Below are 22,525 nucleotides of genomic sequence, written 5' to 3'. Positions count from 1 at the left end.
ACATTATATAACGTATTATGCTTTAATTATGGATAAGGTACATTCTTGCTTCATATGGACGTAATTTGTTCTTCAATAGTTCGCCTGTATAATTGGATATCAGTAGCTGATTCGTCTCTGTCAATTGCTCCTGAAGCGAAAGTTCTGTCGTATATCCCTGGAAATTGCATACCACAAGAATTGTCGTACCATTCAGCGTTCGGGTATATGCAAACACGTCGGGGTTCTCTGGAAAGATCAGCTCATAATCACCATATACGATGACTTCGTGATCTTTTCGTAATTGGATTAACTTCCGGTAATAATGAAATATGGATTCGGGATTATTCAAACTTTCCTCGGCATGGATATGCTTATAATTTGGATTCACCTTAATCCAAGGTTCCCCTTGTGTAAAACCCGAGTTATCGGAAGTATCCCATTGCATAGGTGTGCGTGCATTATCGCGGCCCTTGGCGTAGATCGACTCCATCACGCTTTGTTCAGGATAACCTTTATCCATTCTTTCCTTATAAAAGTTAAGCAACTCAATATCCCGATAATCCTCGATCGAATATTGAATATTCGTCATACCCAGCTCTTCGCCCTGATATATGTAAGGCGTACCTTGCATGCCATGAAGAAGGGTAGCCAACATTTTAGCCGATTCAACTCTGAATTCTCCATCATTTCCCCAACGTGAAACGATACGAGGCAAGTCATGGTTGTTCCAGAACAGACTGTTCCAGGCATCACCTTTGAGCTCAGTTTGCCACTTGGACAGCACTGTTTTTAATGCCATCACATCCAAAGGTTTAAGATCCCACTTTCCTTTGCCTTCCTGTTCATCCAAGCTGATGTGTTCAAATTGGAAGACCATTGAAAACTCACTTCCGTCTGGATTACTGTACAGTTTGGCGATTTCCGGAGTGGCGCCCCATGTTTCTCCAACGGTTAGCAGGTCTTCTGCTTTTTGAAACGTCTCCTTGCTCAGTTCCCTGATATATTGATGCAGATTAGGTCCGTTTCCCGTAATCTTCAAATCCGGTTCTTTACCGATTAAGTCGATTACGTCAAGGCGAAAACCACCCACACCCTTGTCGATCCACCAATTAATCATGTTATATATCTCCTGCCGGACTTTGGGGTTTTCCCAGTTGAGATCGGGCTGTTTTACGGAAAATAGATGCAAATAATATTGCCCGATCTCAGGCACCCATTCCCAGGCTGAACCACCGAAGGTGGACCCCAAGTCGTTTGGGGGCGTTCCATCAACGCCATCTCTCCAGATGTAGTAGTCATGGTACGGATTATCTTTACCTTTTTTGGCTTCTAGAAACCAGGGGTGTTCATCCGATGTATGGTTCAACACCAAATCCATGATGATCCGAATGTCTCGTTTCTTGGCTTCAAGAATTAATGTTTCCATATCTTCCAAAGACCCAAACATCGGATCGATGTCCTGATAATCTGAAATATCATATCCGTAATCATCTTGAGGAGACTTGCAAACGGGTGATAACCAGATCGCACCAATGCCGAGTTCCTGCAAATAATCCAATCGGGACACAATGCCCTCCAAGTCTCCGATTCCATCACCGTTACGATCTTGAAAGCTGCGTGGATATATCTGATATACAACGGTTTCTTTCCACCATTTTTTATTTTCCATGTTCCATTCAACCTTTCTAAGGCTATTCTTTGACCGATCCTACGACAATGCCAGTCACAAAGTATTTTTGCAGCAGCGGGTAAATCAGCAATAGCGGGATAACAGCAACTACGATTTTGGCTGCGTTCAGGTTTTTATTCGAAATTTCAGTCAGGTTACTGAGTTCGCTGGAATTTGTGCCCGCTTGAAGCAAATCAGCAATATTCACGTTAAGGGACTGAATATAGGTCATTAGCGGATAATTACTCACTTTGGTCATATAGATCAACCCGCCGAAAAAGTCATTCCACGTACCCACGATACTGAATAAGGCGACTGTCGCCAGTGCAGGAATGGATACGGGAACATACACTTTGAACAAGACCTGGAGCGGATTGGCCCCATCGATGAATGCTGCTTCTTCAAGCGCTTTAGGTACAGCGGAGAAGAAATTCATCACGAGAATGACACTGAATATGGGGACAGCGCCTGGCAGAACGAGTGCCCATATCGTATTCAGCATATCCAGGTTTTTGATCAGCAGGTAACTCGGAATCATGCCTCCGCTGAACAACATGGCAAAAATCATGATATTCATATAAATGTTTCTGCCTTTGAAGTCCCTTTTCGATTTGGATAGCGGATAAGCCATCAAAATAATCAAAATCATGTTAAGCACAAGGGTAAGTGCGACACGTAGAACAGATATGCCAAAGGAACGCCAGAACTGTGCATCTTCGATAATTTTGGTATACGCTGCTGTTGTGAAATTAACTGGAACGAGACCTACTGCGTTGGCGGATACCGCCTCGCTGCTGCTGAATGAAATGGCAACGATATTCCATAACGGAAGAAGGCAGACCAATGCCAGCATGAGAACGATGGCATAGATGACAAACCGGCCAATTCGATCTTTTAAGTTTGCAGAATAGGACACAGGTTTGGCCTCCTTAGAATATTTTTCGATCCGTATATTTTTTGGCCAACTGGTTGGCAGACATGAGCAAAACAATACCGATTACGGACTTGAACAAACCAACAGCTGTACCGAAGCTATACTGTCGCCCAACGAGACCGATCCGATAGACATAAGTATCCAGAATGTCGCCAGACTCATAAACAACCGGGTTATACAGATTATAGACTTGATCGAAACCGGCGCTCAAAATGTTGGTCAAGCTCATTACGCCCATGAGCAGAATGATAGGGAGCATGCCCGGCAGCGTAATATGCCAGACTTTTCTCCACCAACTGGCTCCATCCATTCCTGCGGCTTCATACAGACCGGGATCAATCGATGTAATCGCAGCCAGATAGACGATGGAACTGTAACCAAACTCTTTCCATACGTCTGTTCCTATAATCAGTGGCTGGAACCAGGTGTTGCTGCCAAGGAAATTAATATTTTCGAGGCCAAAGAAAGCCAACATTTGATTCACAATGCCATCCAAACTGAACATGTTGACAACAACGGATGCCAGTACAACCCAGGATAGAAAGTGTGGCAGATAAACAATCGTCTGCACAGATTTTTTAACGTATTTAATACGAATTTCATTTAATAAAACGGAAAAAATGATGGCCATCATCGTTCCGAGCAGAATCTTGCCAATCGCAATCACCAACGTATTGCTGACGACCTGCGCGATATCCGGAAGCTTGAACATATACATAAAATGCTTCAGGCCTACAAATTCGGAGCCGAACATGCCCTTAGCCGGTATATAATCCTGGAACGCCGTAATGATGCCGACCATTGGAACATAGCTGAATACAAGCAAAAACAAAATGCCCGGAAGCATCATCATATGGTACATGGCACCTGGGCCGAGCCGCCCTCTCGCTTTCCATTTCCCCTGTTTCATGGATGAACCCCTTTTCTGAAGAAAGGCTGCGTATCGCAGCCCTGCTACTGTTCATGGATGTTTATTTTTCGATGCGATCTCGTCTTCAATTTCCTGAATGACTTGATCACCACCCTGTTTCTTCCAGTTGCTCACAAATGTATCGAAATAATCGAGCGGTTCTGAGCCCGTTACGATTTTGATAAACGACTCCTGCTCCAACTTTGTCAGATTGGCCCACGTCTGTTTCATGCTTGGTGTAGTGCCAGAGAAAGCAGGTGTCATCCATACAAATTTGTTTTCTTGTGTCAGTTTGTCGATCAGTCCAACACCGTTGATCCGCGAATGATATTTTGACCAAGCAGTCACATCATCCGTATCCATGTCGCTCAAATAGGTTTTGATGCTTCCGATATTGTTCTTCGATTCGGTTGTGCGAACCTCATCCAGGCTGATCTCTCCTTTAATCCCGCGAACAACGTCAGAGTAATCATCCAGTAGCGATGTAGCCGAATTGACTTCGATATTAAACGGTCTCGTTGAACCGTCTACCCCGGTCTCCTGATATTTGGCAGCTTCCGGCATGGTTGTTGCGGCATCTTTATCATTAGCCAGTTTATCGTAGAACAGGTTAAGAATCTTAACGGCCAGTTCAGGGTGTTCATATCCCTTTCTCACCACGATAAACTGATTGGATGGGTTGGCATGCGCCACGTTGACCTTGCCGTTTGCATCCTCTAGCGTATAAGCCGAGAATTTCGCATTTTTATCCATCTGTTTCGCACTGATCAGTCCCCAGTCAGGGATATGCCACGGTCCAAAGGCGATGCCGCTTTGGCCATTGGCGTAGAGTGCGGTAATATCGTCAAACGTGCGGGTTCCAAATTGCGGGTCAATGATGCCATTCTTGAACCAATCCGCCATGGTGCCCAGCATTTTTTTCGTTTCTTCTGTCGTAGAACCATACACGATTTTGCCGTCTTCACCATTCATCCAATATTGCGGGAAGGCTCCCTCGGTTGAGGCTACTCCCAGCATCGTATAAGCAGAGCCATTGTAATCTGTTGTGTTCATCGTGTTCACAAATGGAATACCTACCGGGTTCCCGGATTGGCCAGGATCTCTTTTCAGGAATTCCAGCGCTGTTTGCTCCACTTCATTCAGCGAAATGGCGCCGTCTCCGTCTGCATCGAGTTGAATCCCCAGCAGATCCAGCCAATCTTGACGGACCCAAACCATTGTTGGTGCGGAATCCAGGGAAGTCGCCGGAAGGCCCATCAAACGTCCATCAATCGTTGCATTGTCTAATGCACGTCCATCATAGGAATCGTACATCTGCTTGATATTATCCGTGGCATATTGATCGTAAATGGATGTCAGATCCTCAATCAGATCGTTATCCACCAGCTCTTTCAGTTCATCTTTGGAATCAACACGCATCATATCAGGTAATTCCCCGGATGCGATAGCGAGCGAAACTTGACGGCTATAATCTTCACCATTGGCTTCAAATTGATCTGTAATCTGAGCGTTAAACGTGTCTTTGACCAGCCGAGTATATGCGTTGTTCTCATAGGTATCACCAGCCGGCAGTTTTGGGTTGGCTGTGGTTACCCGTCCCATGGTTACGGTGATTTCGTCTTTATAGGCACTGAACGGATCTCCAGGCGTTACCTCATATTTGCCTGCTTCCTCTGCAGTAGGAGGATTGGAAGAGTCTCCACATGCCGCTAGGGCTGCAACCATCAAGGCGGACATGGACAGCACGGCCAGACGCTTTGTCACCCGTTTGCTTTTTATAGACCATTTTGTTCTCATCTAGTTCGATTCCCCTTTATTCTGATGTTCAATATATTTGTTTACGCTTTCATTATAAAATGAAGTGAAGGCCCATCGAGATAGGGATTACACGTCCGTTTGGATAGAGAAATGGTTACAGTTTTCAGTCCGTATGATGAAGTATGGTTAACTTGTGATCATTTACCCTACCTACTGACCAACATTTGTCTATCTACCCCTCTTCTCGATCAAAAAACAAAAGCCGGCAGCTCCTAAAACAGGAGACTGTCGGCTATTTATTCCCTCTACCTAGCTGCCGATATTCGCTTGGCAGAAGACCTGTCAGTTCGCGGAAAATCCGACTGAAATATTTTTCATCCGAATAACCCACTCGCTCCGCAATCCAGAAAATCGTATTATTCGTATTGAGCAAGTACTCTTTGGATTTCTCTACCCGGATGAAGCGGGAGTACTCATTAAAGGTTTTCCCCATCAAATCTTTGAAACATTGACTGAAATAACTTCGGCTGATGTTGAGTTGTTGGGAGAGACCTAAAGCTGTATAGGCCTGTTCCAAATCCTGCTGCACGATCATCACTGCTTTTTTCACGGCATCGATGATTTCCTGTGAGTACGAAGTCTGTTCATCAGCCTTGCGAATGCTTGCAGCAGTCTGTTTGATCCATTCTTCAACCTCGTACCAAGACTCGAAAGAATGGATCATCGCGATTCTTCCAAGCGTAGTTTGGGCAAAAAGGTGGTTCCATTCCATCACGATTGAGTACAGCAATCCCATCAACTGACCTTTATGTAATCGTAAGGATATAAACTGGTCAATGAGTTGATTGTAGTAACTGTCATGGTGGGTCCATGGGGTTTGGAACCAAATTTGTTTAATCCGGTCAAGGTCCTCATCCTGTGGTTCATTTGAACATGTGTCTTCTTCATTCATGGAAACGGCAATGACTTGGTTATTGGGGTTGTAAACATAGAATAAAGACGTCTCTGTATAATTCATAATCCAGTTTTTGATTTGCGACCATGTTAGCTCTTGTACATCAGATAAAACCAACAACGTACACTGGGGAACTTGATGCAGGGATTCTCTCAATTGATGAAATAGTTGATCCTCTTCGGACGGGGGTGCAGCCCACATGCAGCTATGACGCTCAACCTCCCATCTTATCTCATCTTCATGCGCAGTTAGCTCCATTGGCCATTTATGCTCTGATTTCCGATCTTGTGAAACAAGAGCATACACATTTCGATAATGGAAATTGATTTCATTCTGTGCAGGCATCTTTCTTATCGTGCTTGTCAACCCGTTAATTCTTGTATGAATCCGTTGCAGAACATGTTCGAATTGCTCTTTCTCCAGCTGCACTTTGGCTATATAATCGATGGCTCCGAGTCTTAGCGCTTCCTGGATATAATCGAAATCCTGATGCAGTGTTAACACAACGATATGAAGTTCAGGATAGAGCTGCCTTGCAGCTCGCATCAGTTCGATCCCTGACATGACGGGCATCGCAAGATCCGTTAGCATCAGATCGACCGGTTGGGTTTTCAGAAAATCCAGTGCTTTCAACCCGTTGCTTGCTTCTCCTACAACCTCCATGTCGAACTCGTCCCATGGCATCGCAGAGCTAATACCTTTGCGTACCAGCTTATCATCATCTACAATCAATACCTTAATCATGCCGAGATATCTTCTCCTTTAATAGGCAATACGAGCAGTATGCTTGTCCCTGTTCCCAATTCACTCTCGATCACCAGTTGTGCTTGGTCCCCGTACTGTGCTTTCAACATGCGGTGAACGTAATTAAGTCCGATGCCCATCCCTACTTTTTGTTGTTCAGCTTCACGATTGTTCAGCAGATTATGAATGGTTTCCTCAGTCATACCTGCACCATTATCTTGTATCATAATGTTCAACGTTGAAGTGCATGTCACTTCAATCTGAATAAAACCTTCGTCACTCAATCCATGATATAACGAATTTTCAACCAGCGGTTGCAGAATAAAGCGGGGCACAGGAATTTGAAGCACTTGTTCATCTGCAGTAATGCGGACGTCAAATTCAAAGTCATAGCGAATTTGCTGCAAAATTAGATACTGTCTTAGGGCATCGATCTCCTCTTCCATGGTGGATACTTGCCCTAATTTGCCTAGATTGTAATAGAGCAGCTTATTCAATGACTGCACCAGCTTGTCGATCTCTCCTTGTCCGTTCATGACGGCCAGCCAGTGCACCGTATCGAGCGTATTCATTAGAAAGTGCGGGTTGATCTGATAGAGCAGTTTTTCCACTTCCAGGTCTGCACGAATCTTCTCTTTCTGCTGAACTTCCTTGAAGAGGTCACCAATCTGATGCTGCATATTCGAAAATTCACCCAACAGAAAATCAAATTCGGGAATCTGAGTGCGAGCTCGGCTCCCTTTTGTTTGTGGATTCTTGGACATTCCATTGATCTCCGAATGAAACAGACCGAGTGGTTTGTAGACCATCTTCCACAGAAGCCAAGCGAGAAACACGGTAAAGCCGAGGAAAAATAAAGCGACCAGCAAAATTTGAAGCAACCACTGGTTTTTCTCCTGTTGATATTGAGACTGCGAAATGACCGATACGACACTCCATTTCTGTGAGGAATCCTCCTTGAACCAGTGATACCCGCGGGATATCCCGTCTTTGGCAGGATCTACTGTTAAGCTGGAGAAATTCTCCCCTACCTTCATGGCTTCCGGTATTTCACTGTACACAATGTTTCCCTCACCATCCAGGATGAGATGAGACAATGCGCCGTTGTATTGATTGTAGCCCAAGTTATCCTGTGTGAGGCGAAAGCCTGATTCTACGTAAATGAACACGTCGTTCCTCTCGGAAAGTTGTACTTTTCGCATAGCAGACAGAACGAGTTGATCATCGAATCGGTTCATACTCATATGGGGGCCATAGTACTTAATGCCATAGGTTTGGAAGAGCACAGGCAGAGACTCAGGAGAGAAACGATCCTTGATTGGAAAGTTGCCGAACTGAGTAGTACCTTCTTTTTGAAAGTAATACAGGGTTAATCCGATATTAGGATTGGTGAAGGTGACAACACTTAACTCGTTCTTTATTTCGTCCCTGGCCTCAATCAGTTCGAAGATATCGGAGGACGGATTCAAGAATTCATCCATTCTTTTGCCTAAAGTACCCCTGTAAGATAATTGTTGCGTCACATGATTCAGATTGGTGATGGAATTCTCCAATGAGGATGTCACCTGTTGTAAATTGCTGCGGATACCATCATCGATCTTATTTGCGAAAATGGAGTCGATCGTATAATAAGAAATTGCAAATATACTGATAAAGGGGATAAACGCACTGAGAAAGAACAGTAAAAATATTCTTTTTTTAAGTGTCATGGGAACCTATTCTCCTTCTGAAAATGAAACAGCAAGCCTCCTGCGTATGGAAGCTTGCTCTGAATATACATTCAAGCGGACAGGCTGTCTGTATCCTGTCCAAGTCCAATTTCCTTTCATCATTATAGATTGATATTCAAATAAGTCAAACGCTTTCATACTGTGCGCATATAAAAAGTGCTACTCCTCAAAATAATGAGGAATAGCACTTTTATATGCGTACCTTACTTCAGTTGTAATCACTTCTTGTTAATGGAATGCTCACACATTTCAGTCTACTCTCGTACCGTCACATTTAATTTGTGTGATCTGGTTTCCCCTGAAGAATTACGAAGTACAGCTTCATACTCGTAGATTCCAGGTGCCCTTCCAGAGATTGAGGTAACCGCAGACTGTACACCAGGCGAATGTGATTGCAGCGATTGTGTGTCAATCAATACACCATTTTCGTAAAGTTCGTATTCGGTTGCGTTTGTTCCCCACCACAGATTCATGGTGACATTATAGTTGCCGTCACCGTCCCAGTTGTCGTTCGACAGAACGGCTTGCCCCGGGGAAGCATCCGTGACGATGACTGTCAGTGGAACACTCATGGTTGAACCCAGTGCATTGATCAATTCTCCAGTATAGATATAGGTGCCATTTTTCTTTCCAGTAATATCAACTTGAACAGATTGGGCGGACGGGGATTGATCGACCAGAGAAATTTCCTTAATCAATTCACCATTCTCATATAGCTTGAACTGATTACCGTTATTCCCCCACCACAGATTCATCGTGATTGTATAGTCTCCGTCTTTGAGCCCCGTGTCGTAACCGTTATTATCAGATAACACCGGAGTGCCAGGGGCACCGTTTGCTAGTGGCGTTGTCTGATGGAGCCATTCCTCCCACTTAATCAGAACACTTGCCTGCTCATCCGTAAATACGGTTCCTCTAGCTGCTTGAACGTCATTACCGTAGGATGCAAGCAATTGACGCGCTTTTGCTCCTTCACGATCGTTTGCTGCCTGTTTGGCCTGCTGTAACGTGTTTGTGAGCTGATCAGCAAGAACACCAGCATTAGGATCGATCGATTCATCAGCAAAGGTCTTGGTCAGATTGATCAGGCTGTCGAATGTGGCAATAACGCCAAAACTATATTCTACCGTCTGTTCCCAGCCAGCCAAATCAGAGACCGTTGCCGTAACTTGGTTCAGACCGGGTTCCAGTGTATACGCAGGAGTGTCGAGAAGCACACCCTCCGGTTCTCCCACACCGGATACCGAATCGGAGGCTGTATAGCCAATTTCCACATGCTGATCAATGGTGTATTCGGTCTGACCATGAATTTCAATGGTTGGAGGTACGAGATCAATGGATATGGACAAAGATTGTTCGCTCTCTTTGTTCCCGTCAACATCGACGCTCCAGTAGGTGATGGTATGTGTACCTTCTTCAGTCAGGGTCAACTGTGTGCCACTCACCGTTTCGCCACCATTGATTTGATAATAGGTCCCTTCGATCTCGGAATCTTCATCGCTTGCTGTGAAGGTTACTTGTGCCGGTGAAGTATACCAGCCGTTCTGTAATTCCCCTTCCACAGTTGCCGTAGTATGCGGGGCCTTCTGCTCCGGAGTTTCTCCTTCCAACGTAACAAAATCAGATAGCGGAATATTCAATTCCTTTACAAGTCGTGCCACCAGTTCAGACACCTTGATTGCACCGTTCATTTGCAAATGTGTGTTGTCCTCGGTTGTACCTACCCACATGAATATCGATTTGGTTCCTTCTGTACCAAGCTCCTGGAAATGCTCCCAACTGGCTTGGTTCAGATCGATGATAAGTGTTTCCGTTTCCTGCGCCGTTTCTTTCATCGCCTGTACGTATTCCGGGAAGCTTTTGTTCAGCACTTCTCCGGTAAAATCACGACGATTCACTGGTGTGACCAGAACCGGAATTGCCCCTCTTTGAAGAGCACCGTTAATGTATTCTTTTAGATATACCTTAAATTGCTGTGGTGTAAGATAACGCTCTGGACGTGAAGGTGTGGAATCATTATGCGACCACTGCATGAACAGATAATCGCCTTCTTGAATGTCGAGTAAAATATCGTTGAGATATCCGCCGACCAGGAAGGTTTTGCTGCTCAAACCTCCAACTGCCCGGTTATCAATACTGACTTCATTTGGATCAAAAAATCCACCCAATGTTTCTCCCCAGCCTGCTTGCGGACGATAGTTTTCCGCGTAATTAGCCACAGTGGAATCGCTGGCCAAATAAATAACAGGTTTATCACTTGCACTGTGATCTGGCAGACGCTCCAGCTTCAACGCATTGATCTTCGGTGCATTTCCGGTGAAGTTGAAGTTAAAGACTCCATCAATCAGGGCAATGTCGTACGTAATTTCTTTGAATTCGCCCTTGGCAATGGTTGTGAGCGGCAGCTTTGTCATCTGCTCTACAACAACATTTGCGCTGGTCGATTCCTCCGCATCCCCGATGGTCATCGTTACCCGGTAATTGGCTGGCTCCATCTCCACCAGGAATGAGGTGCCGTTTACCCGTGTGAAATCCTTTTTGAGTGCATCCCCGGTCTCCCGGTTTTCATCTTTGGTTAGCGCAGTATCAGCAAATCCGTACCCGTTGCCTTCGATGTACGCTCTTTTGGCATCTACTTTGATGTATCCGTCGGCTGCATCGCCAGAACCAAAGTCAAATTTGTATTCACTTATCTCTTCGCTCGGTGCACTTGTTAATGAATCCTTCGCAACAGTTAACATGTTAAACGCATGGTCAACTTGAGCCTGAGTGGCTCCCGTATTGAATATAGCTTCCGCTGCTGCCAAAGCCCGGTTCAACACGGCTTTCGATGCATCTGTGTATTCCGACAGATCAATTGTTTTGATCTCATCGTACAGAGCGATCAATGCAGTCTGATCGCCACCCTCCGAAGAGAGCTGAGTGCCTTCAATTCGCACGTTGTCGATCTGGGTAGTCCAGTTCAACGTGCCTCCACCGCCTTTTCTTGTTCCCAGGAAGCGCATGGATCTGACGTTGTCCGCATATGCACCGGAACTCAGCGAGATATCTGCAATCGTTTGGGTAACTGTCGGATCCGCTATGTTCGTTAATGTCAGATCAAGTGTTTTCTCGGCAAAATTAACGGTAGCATCCACATTGACCCACTGGTTCTTGGAAATATCTGTAGCCGTTCCCCCTTCAGGTATGGCCGTATCCCCTGTGCCGTAGTCCGGATTATATGCACCGACAAAATAATGAATTTTGGTGCTTCCGGTTTTCGTAAACAGCGTGAAAAGGGCATTTTCGTTAGAATCCTGGACCGTGAGATGACCTTCTGATGGGTATGCGCTCACATTACCGGATTGCCAGTCAAAGTTCACGTTCACCTGATCGCCGTTTACGGCATCAAACAGACGGAATACCTTGGCCCGATTGCCCGATCCGGAACCAGCGACGGACAGTACCTTATTTCCGGACTGTTCAACAACGGTTCCTGTCATGGTTCCTGCAATACCCGTGGCATTGACCATCGCATACTGGTAGCCCGAAGCGTCGCCTTCAAAATCCTCCTCATAGAGCTGGGTTTCCGGCTCTGGTTCTGGCTCGGTAATATCCGGGTCGATGACCAGTGATGAAATGCTCAGCTCCATGTCTTTGACTGCACCAGCAACGAGTCCGGCAATTTTCTGTGCACCATAGCTGCTGAAATGGGTATTATCGTTGATTCCATTCGGGTATTTTGGATATTCACCCGGATTAGCATATAGGAATACTTTTTCCGTAGCTGTATTACCAATTTTGTCGTAGTACGCAATACTTAACTTGCTCAGATCAATCAGCGGCACGTCAAGCTCTTCTGCCACTTCTTTGGCAGCCTGCACGTATGCCGGGAAGCTGACGTTGAACTCCTGAGTCACCGTATTGAAGTCTCTGCGTCCAACCGGAGTGAGCAATACTGGTGTAGCGCCGCGCTGTTTGGTACCGTTTACATAACGAGTTAAGTAGACCTTATAATCCTCCGGTGATGCATACCGGTCCGGTATCCCTGCACTAGCGTCGTTATGACCAAAGGAAATGAAGAAGAAGTCCCCCGGCTTGATTCGCTGCAGGATCGTATCCAGACGACCGTCTACCATGAATGATTTGCTGCTTCGGCCGCCGATCGCATCGTTCACGATCACTGCCCCATTGGAGAAATAGCGTCCGAACTGTTGTCCCCATCCTTCTTGAGGAGCCTGCATTTCACTGTAAGATTGCATGGTTGAATCACCGGCCATATAGATCGTTGTTGCCGCACCGGCTACTTTCTCCGGATATTTCTCGATGATGACGTCTTGGATGTCTATGGCTGTACCCGTGAAGAGAAGATCGAGCTGTCCATCCACCACAGCAATATCATAGGAATACTCCAATGGTGTCCCTGCTGTCACATTGGTTACGGCGAGCTTCTGGACGAATTCAGATTTGACTCCAACGTTCGAGTCATTTGCATCATTGCCCAATCGCAGCGTCACCTTATAGTTTGCATTGGGCAGGTCAACAGCAAATGTCGTACCTGTTGCAACCGAAACCTGGTTTGCCCCTACCGTAACATCACTTGTATCCTTGAAGCCGTATCCCGGATCTTGTGCGTAGAGCGTATCCTGTATGTTCGTACTTCCTGACGCAGTCTCTGTACCGAAATTAAAACGGTAGACCGGCTCCAGCATTTCAGCTTCGCGAGTCAGCGCCAAGTTGGCTTTAGGGAATGCTGTAGCTTCCGCTCCAAGATAAAAGCCGGTATGAGGCGGCTGGTTGTAGGCTACATTTTGCCAGGCTACGCCAAGTCGATACACAGGATCCTGCATCAGCGTAGGGATGCGATAGTCTGAAGGAATGGTCGTTGTGTAAAGGCGATACTCCGAACTATCTTCGCTCCGCAGCAGAAGCTCCTCACGCCAGTCGCCCAGAATGTCCGCCTGGAGTGCCGGATTGCCTTTGGTATGGTTGTTCGTTAACGTACCGGTTGCCCGGAAGATTTCATTCAGCTTTTTGTTTTGGTAATCCCACTTATAGATGAGCGGAATTCCTTTGGCTGTGCTATTATCCCACTCATGGTCCAAGAGCTCACGCTGAAGATCTCCATCCCACCAGATGGCGAAATTGGCGGTTTTGGGCCCTTCCTCCACAGTGTAGATAGCCTCTCCGGCTGCTGAATAGGTATTGGTTACAGGTACACTTTGACCGTTGGTAACGGTCGTTGCCCATGATTCGTAACCCGGATAGTTCGGATCAATGTCCGCCGACATCCCGCGACCGGTATCAAAACCTGTTTTCTCACCCCAGAGGATTTCACCTGTTGCCGCATCGCGCATCTCCAGTCCGTATGCCGCATCCGAATGCTCATGCACGCTTACGACCTGATAACCCTCCCGGTTCGGATCGAGCTGGCCGGCGTGCATGGCGTCACCGTGGCCGAGCCCGGTGCTGTACAGCAAGCTGCCGTCATCATCAATGGCCAAGGCGCCAAACATAATTTCGTCCTTGCCGTCCTTGTCGACATCCAGCACACTTAGATTATGGTTGCCCTGTGATTGATATTGTGATCCTGCTTCGTTTGTATCGAACGTCCAGCGTTTGACGAGTTCCCCGCCAACATAATCATAAGCAACAAGCACTGTGCGGGTATAATAACCCCGGCTCATCACGACACTTGGCTTCGTACCGTCCAGATAAGCAATCGCGCCAAGGAACCGATCTACACGGTTGCCATAGCCGTCACCCCAATCGTTGACGTTGCCTCTTGGCGGATCATAATTCACAGTGGATACAGCCGCGCCAGTCTCACCGTTAAACAGCGTGAGATATTCCGGCCCTGACAGTATGTATCCGCCGTCGTTGCGATAATCTTTCGTGCCGTCACCAATGACCGTGCCTTGGCCGTCCTTCGTGCCGTCCGCCGTCTTGACGACAACCTCGGCCTTTCCGTTGCCATCGAGGTCATATACCATTAACTGCGTATAATGCGCTCCGGCGCGGATATTGACTCCCAGGTCAATCCTCCACAGCTTTGTGCCGTCCAGTTTGATGGCATCGATATAGACATTGCCGGTATAACCTGCCTGCGAATTGTCCTTGGAATTGCTTGGACTCCACAGGAAAACAATTTCATATTCGCCATCCCCGTCCAAGTCAGCTACGGAAGCATCACCTGCATAATAGGAGTATGTTCCGCCGTCCTTAGTTCGGCCATCGGCCGGTTTATCGAGCGGAATAGGCAGATAATCGTTATGCCAGACCGATACAACCTCCGGTTGCATTTGCTCTTTGCCTGCAATAACGGTGGAGATCTGATATTGCGAGCTGTCGAAACCAGTGGTGTCCACATAGTTCGTCACATCGCTTATGGGTGATGCGTTCACTTTGATTCCATTTTTATATATATTGAAAGCGATATCATCTGGATCGTTGTTTAAATACCTCCAGCTTAAAAAAACGCCGTTGTCTACAAGAACCGCGACCAAACCCCGGTTCAGGTATTCTGCTTGGCGACCCGGCAGGCCGTTTGATGATGACTCTGCACGCATCGGTGCCGGAGGAACAGCCAGTGAAATAACCATAAGGAGTGCTAAAAAAGATACAAACATCGATTTCTGGATGGAAACAGTTCTTCGGATCATTCGATTAACTCCTCCTTATCTAAAAATTCATTTTTAGAATCATCAGTTCGATCCTGCCCTGCTTGTTGTCATATGAACACAATTTACAGCCACCTCCTTTTTATGTTACCGCTTACATTTATCTTACAGGTCTAAAAAAAGACAGACAATCTAAAAAATGTGACGTATTATATAAAATAATTGACTTTTTTAGGAAGGAGATGAAACGATGGTTCATACGGTTTCTTATGCTTTTCGTAATGACGATACATCAATCATGACACTTGACTCTATTGGATGGCAGATCGTTTCTAGCGAGGAATATCGTTGTCCAAGTGATGATAGACCGGATCCGGGGCACGTCGTTTTTCAATACACACTTAATGGTCAGGGTTATCTGGATATTGAAAATCAAACGATTCCTTTACCAAAGGGACATGCCCTACTTGTTAAAATCTCTGGAGAACATTGCTATTACTATAAACAAGAGAACAACGAACCATGGGAATTTATATGGATCAACATTCGCGGGGATGAAGCTAACCGAATTTGGGATATGATCCATGATAATGAGGGACATGTCATTCGACGAAACGCGGACTCTCCCTTGATTCAAGAGTTATGGCAAATTATCCATTTGATTCATCAAGAGAAAGTTACGGACAAGTATCGCTTGTCCATGCAAGTCTATCGGTGGTTGCTTATCCTGGTACAGACGAGTCGGGATGCGGAGAAGGATATCGGTGCCTTATCCATAACAACGATTGAGAAATGTAAAAAGTTCATTCGAGAGAATTATGCCTCCCCTTTGACACTGGATCTGCTGGCCAGTCATTGTGATATCAATAAACACTACTTGTGCAGGTTATTTCAGAAATCCGAGAAAACATCACCGTTAGCCTATCTCAAAGACAGACGCATTGAGGTTGCAGTACGATTACTACGTACAACGGAACTTCCGATTTCCCAAATTGGTCAACAATGCGGCTTTGAGAGTCCCAGCTATTTCGGCAAAGTTTTCCGGCAATATATGTCCATGTCTCCCAAAGAATATCGCATGAATAAGTTAGAGTTTCCTTACGAGGCCATCTATTATGAATAGCTAAACTCGCTGTTTGCTAGTTGTCCTTGGCTCGGGAACTGCTCTTGTACCAATAAAAACAAAAAAAGCCGCTAGAATAGCGACTTTTAATGGAACTATGTTCTTTCTTGTGGACTTCGACACTGCTGCACTTATTGAGCGGTGTATCCTCCGTCTATGATCAGGCTATTTCCTGTCATATATGAAGAATCGTCGCTAGCTAGGAATAGAACGGCTTTCGCCATCTCTTCTGCTTGACCCAGACGCTTCATTGGTGTTGCCGCAGAAAGTGCTTGCTTGCTCTCTTCCGGGATAATCGGTGTATCGATGAAGCCTGGGCAAAGGGAGTTCACCCGAATATTCTGCTCAGCATACTCCAGCGCGAGGGAACGAGTCAGATTCACAACGCCGCCTTTAGCTGCATTGTAGGCTGCTGAACCAGGCGAACCAACCCATCCGTACATGGACGCTGTGTTGACGATTGTGCCTCCGCCAATTTTCAGCATTTCGCGGATCGATTCACGCGCAACCAAGAATACGCCGTCCAGATCAACATTGACCGTATTGCGCCATTCGGCATAATCAAGCTCATGCGTGGGATGAACACGTCCGATTCCCGCATTGTTGAATACGATATCCACTTGACCAAATGTTTCTACGGTTTGTTTGAAAATCTCAGAAACCTCTTCTTCACTTGTTATGTTTGCTTTAATAAAGAGAGCCTCTGCTTTAAGCGCTTTCAGTTCCTGCTCAAACGCCTTGCCTTTTTCTTCATTCAGATCCACCAATACCACTTTAGCTCCTTCGGAAACGAATAAGCGAGCTGTCGCTGCACCAATCCCGGATGCTCCTCCTGTGATGACTGCAACTTTATCTTGAAGTTTGCCCATGAATAAATCCCCCAGTATAATATTTTGAATAGCGCCTATATAAATAGTGCTATATGATGTTTACAAAACTAATTCTATGCTTAAAATTGTAACAATCCAATCATTAAGATGTGACCAAGTGTCTACCTCGTAGACACTTTATAAAACTATGTCTATATTTATAGGAGTTTTTTTGAATGAATAATGAACTTATTGTGACATCTCAACATCGTAATCGAACCAAGGAGCACCTAAAAACCGCTCTGATTCAGCTCATTAAGAAAAAAGGATTCCATGGTGTTTCTGTCAAAGACATCGTTGATCAGGCGGGTTATAATCGCAGCACATTTTATTTACACTACCAGGATAAATATATTCTCGCCGAAGAGTTGTTGAGTATGACACTCGAAGGATTGAGGGGCGCAGTAGGCAAACCCTATTGGCACGGTCAAAAGGTTTCAACAAACAAGCTGGATGCCGAATCTTTTCAAATCGTGGATTATATCTACGAACACCGTGACTTCTTCGAACTGATTCAATACGATGATACGTTACCTGGTTTACATACAGGCTTTCCACAAACCATACTCAAAATCTATCAAGAGCAATTTGTCTTTGAGACGATCAACAACTCCCCAGTTAATATGGATTATTTCAAGTACTATACCGCTTACGGTTTTTTTGGACTATTAAACAATTGGATATTAAGCGGATATCGTGAATCACGTGAGGCATTTATCAAAAACGTAATTGAACTCACCAAAACGCATATTCACTCTTTTCATTATGTCGGTGACAAGTATGAGGCGTGATCACGAGTAAGTTGATTAAAATTAGATGCATACATAAAAAGTCGCTATATTAGCGACTTCTAATGGGACGATATGTTACCTTATATGCATCACAGCAATCGCCAATTTCACAAATCACAATTATTTATTGTTTAATCGGAGATGACACAATGGTCTTGTCCGTAGCTTAAATTTGTCCAAATGAGATTAATATCTTTCGAGTTCTGCCTTCAAATCCTCAATTAGTATCTCGACATTCAGTACAGCAGAATCAACTTTATTAAAGAATATTGATGGTTTGTAACCCTCTGTCTTTAAGTTTGGCAGAAATTCGTCTATGAATTCGTACAAATCGATACGTTCACTTGAATAAATTTTCCAATCATCGGTTGCACAGTACTCCGCGAATTCTTTTTTAGGCCAAAATGGAAGTGATTTGTTGCCTTTCTCATCTTCAGTAACTGACCACCCATTCTCATAAAGACCCCACACTTCCTCTGTATCTACTACTTTTTTGATGAAGTATTCATAACGAATACTTGCAGGGCGATTGATAACAGATTCCAATTCTTTTTGATTCATATTTCCTCCTAATCATGTTTTATCATTTTTCATTTAATATCGTATCTGTATTACATCTCATAGTTTTTGAATATTTTAAACACTGTTTTCGTAACCTCTTCTTACCTTGTAACCACGTTTATCCTGCATTGGTATCCCCTGTGGACTCTTACATTTTTGTGTTTCTTGCTCATATTACATTTAGATCACGTTTGATTTCACCTCTCAATGAAGTTGAAACCGTATCATCATTTGCTATCTCTGTACATCTAACTTGTTTTCCTGACCCTCCCATTTTCTTTGCCGCAGACGACGTTCCCTTTTTGATTTCTTTTACTGCAGATTTTGTTATAGTCTTCTTAATAGAGGATTCGACTATTTTTTCTAACGGCCAAATAATTAATGTTTCAGGGTTGCAGAGTGCCTTTCAGTACCTGTTTTATTAATTAAAGCAACTTCAAAATCAGATACCCATGTAAGTTCACCTAGATGTTTAGCATAGGCGAATTCATCTGGTTGTTCTGATATGACCTTCTCTAAAAGTACTTGCGTACCATCACGTTGTAAAATACATAGGAATATATCCATGCTATCTACATTATGATGACATATGACTCTAGCATTGTACTTCTTATTAGGGCTCTTCACGTCTTTTTTCCAAGTCCATTCATTTACATAATCTAACTCCTCGATTTGCAAAGCTATCTCCCTAAATGGATCAATATCCCAATTATTACGTAGAGCAAGTTTCTCTATGCCTTCCATTAGCAGGCGAAGCGTAGCCTTTTTTTTCTCCAACTCATTTTTTCCACTAAAGTCATTCAAACTAAATTGGATCGGTACCGAACACACACCAGAATCGTTAACAATACGTTCATCCGAAATGTTTTCTACACATTCTATTAGTACTTTCCAACAATCTTTCGTTTTGTATTTCTCAAATAGACGTTCATACATCGCTGTAATACAGCGAGTTTCCAAACTAAAAGAGCGTCTTTTCCATTTCCAATTCAACGCATAATCTAATTTCGTTGCTTCGTTGTACTCACATTTTTGTTTTTTCATTATAGATTCAATATTCTCATCATCTACAATATAAGGTAAATCCAAATTGAATCCTTTTAGATACATCTGGTTCTCTCCTTAGATTACTCCCGCTGGTTAGTGCATTATTAACTTCTATCCAAACTTGAAGCCCAATTTTTGAAGCAATTAAGCATCTCTTCTAAATTTTTTGCTCCCCCTGCACTGTGAAACACTCCATCTCTCACGATACAGTAGAACCAATCTTCTTCATTTCTCTCTTCTTCAATCGAATCAAATGGCACATCTTCTAAATAGGTATCCGTCAAATCGATTTCGACAGACCAACCAGGGTTATCTACCGTATCAATTCGCACACCGTATAAATGCTCCCAATCACCGTCACAGTTTTCATAATACCAGCTTTGAATCCATTTTAGGATATCCATCATCGTGACCTCTTTTTTTGTTTTTTCTACTCTAGGGACTTATTATTTAAAGGAATTCTCATGCCATGTTGCATACTTTTTTCGTATGAATTACCTTTTAGTAATAATTTGCTTTTTTTATGTAGGGTATACTTAAAAGCAAGGGGAAAACTTTATTTCAAATTAAGGAGGTCATTATGAAAAAAATAATATTGTTTATCTTCATTAGTATGATTATATTTGCGGGCTGTTCTAACAAGGATGAGAAAGAGAATTATCCAGTTTTCGAGGGCACTGTATGAAAATGACAAGTATAAATTTCTTGTACTACAAAGTATAAGTAAGGAAGATCTGGAGAATGGAAATCTTGAGGATTTTATAAAACTAGCACAAGATCAGGAAGCTTCGTATTATTTGGTCAATAGAGAAACATATGAAACAATTGAAGTAGGGCAAAGAGTAAGAATCACTGCTGGCTTTGACCAACTAGAACCCTTGCCACCCATTAGAACCGTTGTGAGTATTGAAAAAATAGGCTGAGAATTCTTCGATTGCCCAAAAGATAAAAAGACCTTAACGTTTCAAAGCAAACGTAAGGTCTTTTATCATTTTGTTTTCAAGAGTTCAGAGTTAAATCTCGCACGGTTAAATCCGACCGGCCTCTCATTTCCATTTTTGTCCCTAACAATATCAACTGATGATATGGAATAATGTTCCTTTTTAAAATTAAAACCCGCTGATAACTTTTAATTTCACATGGATAAATATGTGACCTGGACCTCTTTGGATTGTCCCCTGCTCCTTGCAAAAGACCGTCACATGTTTTCCAATACACCAGCTGCATGCTTTGTTTCTTTATACATAAAGTAATCAAAATCGGCATGTTTTCGGGTTCCACCAAGATCCTGTACACAAAGACCGATATAGGTTCCCGTAAACCGGATATACTCTGGAGATTCATCGGACAGATGTGTGATATCAACCCACTCGCCTGCTGTATTCCAGGATGAATCACTATTTAACGCATAATAAAAGCGAGCGCGATCTTGATCCACCACAGCCTTTAAATGGAGCGTGCTCACCAACTCTAGCGGAATATCCTCCAGCAGTTCGTCGTATACCCCGTATTTGGACTGAATGATCCCCAGGCAGAGCCCTTTCTCCTCATGATAAGTTACACGTAAGTAGAGATAGTCCTGGGTATCGTAGTACAAAATCAATCCTGCCATTTGCTGTGGATGGTCCGGCGCAAATTCCAGACACGTCTCTGCTTCACACTCCAAGGCCTGAAGTCTCCGTGCGATCATGCTTTGCCTGTGCGTTGAACTCATCGACTCCATGCCGTGCAAGCGTAAGTAACCGGGACGTTCCGTCAAGCTGAGCCAAGTCAAATCGGGTGGAATGCGAAGTGTATTCCAATCATGCCGAAGCTCAAAGTGATCGAAATGATCCATTTCAGCAATCGGCTCAAACGGATGGGACTGGATCATCGGTGCAGGCACCTGAACCTCCGGATATCGGTCACCGCTCGCAAGTCTCAGCCAGCCGTCCTCACTCCACGTACATGGCTGAAGTGCGGTCTCACGTCCAAGAATGCAATATTTGTGATGAACGGGTCGTCCCACCAGATGAGCCATGTACCATTCGCCGGTATGCGTTTCGACCAGACTACCGTGGCCTGCCTTTTGCAGAGCCAAATCCGGTCTGCCGTATGAAGTGAGGATCGGATTGGCAGGATCGACCTCATAAGGACCTTGTAACGTACGGGAACGTGCTGCGGTAACCGCATGCTCATAACCGGTTCCACCTTCAGCCGTAATGAGATAATAATAGTCGTTGTGTTTATACAGGTGGGGTGCTTCGGTCAGGCCTAATTCTGTTCCCTTAAATATGTTAACGGCCGGTCCGATCAGCTTATGTTCCTGGACGGAATATTCCTGAAGAACGATGCCTGCAAACCGGTTTTTTCCCTTACGGTGATCCCATATCATATTGACCAGCCATTTACGTCCGTCTTCATCATGAAACAGGGAAGGATCAAAACCGCTGCTGTTCAGATACACCGAATCGGACCAAGGGCCCTCGATATCCGTTGCTGTCACAAGGTAATTATGGGTATCTTTAAAAGCGCCTACCCGGCTTTTGACATCGGTGTAGATCAGGTAAAACACACCGTTGTTGTAACTAAGACAGGGTGCCCATACGCCTCCGGAATTAATGTTGCCCTCCATGTTCAACTGCGTTACACGAGTCAGCGGAGAAGCGATGGGCCGCCAATGAACCAGATCCCGGGAATGGTGAATTCGTACACCAGGGAACCATTCAAAGGTGGAAGTGGCGATATAATAATCCTCCCCTGCTCGGCATATGGACGGATCGGGATGGAAACCGGGCAGGATGGGATTGGTGATCATTTTCTTGATCTTATTCATGGAAGAAAACCTCCGGTATGAAAGTAATGATCTGTACA

General features: G+C 44.5%; 15 protein-coding genes. 3 read left to right on the top strand and 12 right to left on the bottom strand.

The features are described from left to right. Positions 1-22: 22 nt before the first annotated feature. The 7 genes from BS614_RS19650 to BS614_RS19620 form a co-directional block, all read right to left on the bottom strand. Positions 23-1,651: a glycoside hydrolase family 13 protein gene (locus BS614_RS19650; protein WP_074095235.1), complete on the bottom strand. Its 1,629-nt coding sequence runs from the start codon at positions 1,649-1,651 to the stop codon at positions 23-25. A gap of 22 nt (positions 1,652-1,673) precedes the next feature. Continuing rightward, entirely contained in the window at positions 1,674-2,567 is an 894-nt protein-coding gene (locus tag BS614_RS19645) for a carbohydrate ABC transporter permease (RefSeq protein WP_074095234.1), read from the bottom strand. A gap of 13 nt (positions 2,568-2,580) precedes the next feature. Then, on the bottom strand, positions 2,581-3,495 hold the full coding sequence (locus BS614_RS19640) for an ABC transporter permease (RefSeq protein WP_074095233.1): 915 nt from the start codon (positions 3,493-3,495) through the stop codon (positions 2,581-2,583). A 51-nt stretch (positions 3,496-3,546) separates the two neighbouring features. Continuing rightward, positions 3,547-5,292 carry a type 2 periplasmic-binding domain-containing protein gene (locus tag BS614_RS19635; RefSeq protein ID WP_074095232.1) on the bottom strand — a complete coding sequence of 582 codons (1,746 nt, stop codon included), beginning with the start codon at positions 5,290-5,292 and terminating at the stop codon, positions 3,547-3,549. 253 nt (positions 5,293-5,545) lie between these two features. Next, complete coding sequence (locus BS614_RS19630) at positions 5,546-6,952, bottom strand: response regulator transcription factor (protein ID WP_074095231.1); 1,407 nt, start codon at positions 6,950-6,952, stop codon at positions 5,546-5,548. Next, positions 6,949-8,661 carry a sensor histidine kinase gene (locus tag BS614_RS19625; RefSeq protein ID WP_074095230.1) on the bottom strand — a complete coding sequence of 571 codons (1,713 nt, stop codon included), beginning with the start codon at positions 8,659-8,661 and terminating at the stop codon, positions 6,949-6,951. Before BS614_RS19625 ends, BS614_RS19630 begins: the two co-directional genes overlap by 4 nt. A gap of 275 nt (positions 8,662-8,936) precedes the next feature. Next, complete coding sequence (locus BS614_RS19620; RefSeq protein WP_074095229.1) at positions 8,937-15,323, bottom strand: rhamnogalacturonan lyase family protein; 6,387 nt, start codon at positions 15,321-15,323, stop codon at positions 8,937-8,939. 208 nt (positions 15,324-15,531) lie between these two features. On the opposite strand from BS614_RS19620, the gene BS614_RS19615 reads away from it, so the two are divergent. Continuing rightward, a complete protein-coding gene (locus BS614_RS19615) occupies positions 15,532-16,404 on the top strand; it encodes a helix-turn-helix transcriptional regulator (protein ID WP_074095228.1) in 873 nt (290 codons plus the stop codon). A gap of 131 nt (positions 16,405-16,535) precedes the next feature. Here BS614_RS19615 and BS614_RS19610 read toward each other — a convergent pair whose 3' ends face one another. After that, positions 16,536-17,273 carry an SDR family NAD(P)-dependent oxidoreductase gene (locus tag BS614_RS19610; protein WP_074095227.1) on the bottom strand — a complete coding sequence of 246 codons (738 nt, stop codon included), beginning with the start codon at positions 17,271-17,273 and terminating at the stop codon, positions 16,536-16,538. A gap of 176 nt (positions 17,274-17,449) precedes the next feature. On the opposite strand from BS614_RS19610, the gene BS614_RS19605 reads away from it, so the two are divergent. Then, entirely contained in the window at positions 17,450-18,064 is a 615-nt protein-coding gene (locus BS614_RS19605; protein ID WP_074095226.1) for a TetR/AcrR family transcriptional regulator, read from the top strand. A gap of 186 nt (positions 18,065-18,250) precedes the next feature. Here the strand turns inward: BS614_RS19605 and BS614_RS19600 are convergent, their stop codons facing one another. The 3 genes from BS614_RS19600 to BS614_RS19590 form a co-directional block, all read right to left on the bottom strand. Then, positions 18,251-18,625 carry a DUF2750 domain-containing protein gene (locus BS614_RS19600; RefSeq protein WP_074095225.1) on the bottom strand — a complete coding sequence of 125 codons (375 nt, stop codon included), beginning with the start codon at positions 18,623-18,625 and terminating at the stop codon, positions 18,251-18,253. Positions 18,626-19,003: 378 nt separating this feature from the next. Continuing rightward, positions 19,004-19,735 (bottom strand): hypothetical protein, encoded by a 732-nt coding sequence (locus BS614_RS19595; RefSeq protein WP_074095224.1) that lies wholly within the window; start codon positions 19,733-19,735, stop codon positions 19,004-19,006. A 41-nt stretch (positions 19,736-19,776) separates the two neighbouring features. Continuing rightward, a complete protein-coding gene (locus BS614_RS19590; RefSeq protein WP_235431574.1) occupies positions 19,777-20,079 on the bottom strand; it encodes an immunity 53 family protein in 303 nt (100 codons plus the stop codon). A gap of 237 nt (positions 20,080-20,316) precedes the next feature. Here BS614_RS19590 and BS614_RS19585 point away from each other — a divergent pair, with 237 nt between their 5' ends. Next, positions 20,317-20,595 (top strand): DUF3221 domain-containing protein, encoded by a 279-nt coding sequence (locus tag BS614_RS19585; protein WP_244898164.1) that lies wholly within the window; start codon positions 20,317-20,319, stop codon positions 20,593-20,595. A gap of 275 nt (positions 20,596-20,870) precedes the next feature. Here the strand turns inward: BS614_RS19585 and BS614_RS19580 are convergent, their stop codons facing one another. After that, positions 20,871-22,487, bottom strand: coding sequence for a glycoside hydrolase family 43 protein (locus tag BS614_RS19580; protein ID WP_084174619.1), 1,617 nt, complete (start codon positions 22,485-22,487; stop codon positions 20,871-20,873). Positions 22,488-22,525: the final 38 nt, after the last annotated feature.

The organism is Paenibacillus xylanexedens (assembly GCF_001908275.1).
Classification (GTDB): domain Bacteria; phylum Bacillota; class Bacilli; order Paenibacillales; family Paenibacillaceae; genus Paenibacillus; species Paenibacillus xylanexedens_A.
Note: the sequence above shows the minus strand (reverse complement) of the source record. Positions and strands in the feature narration are given on the sequence as shown.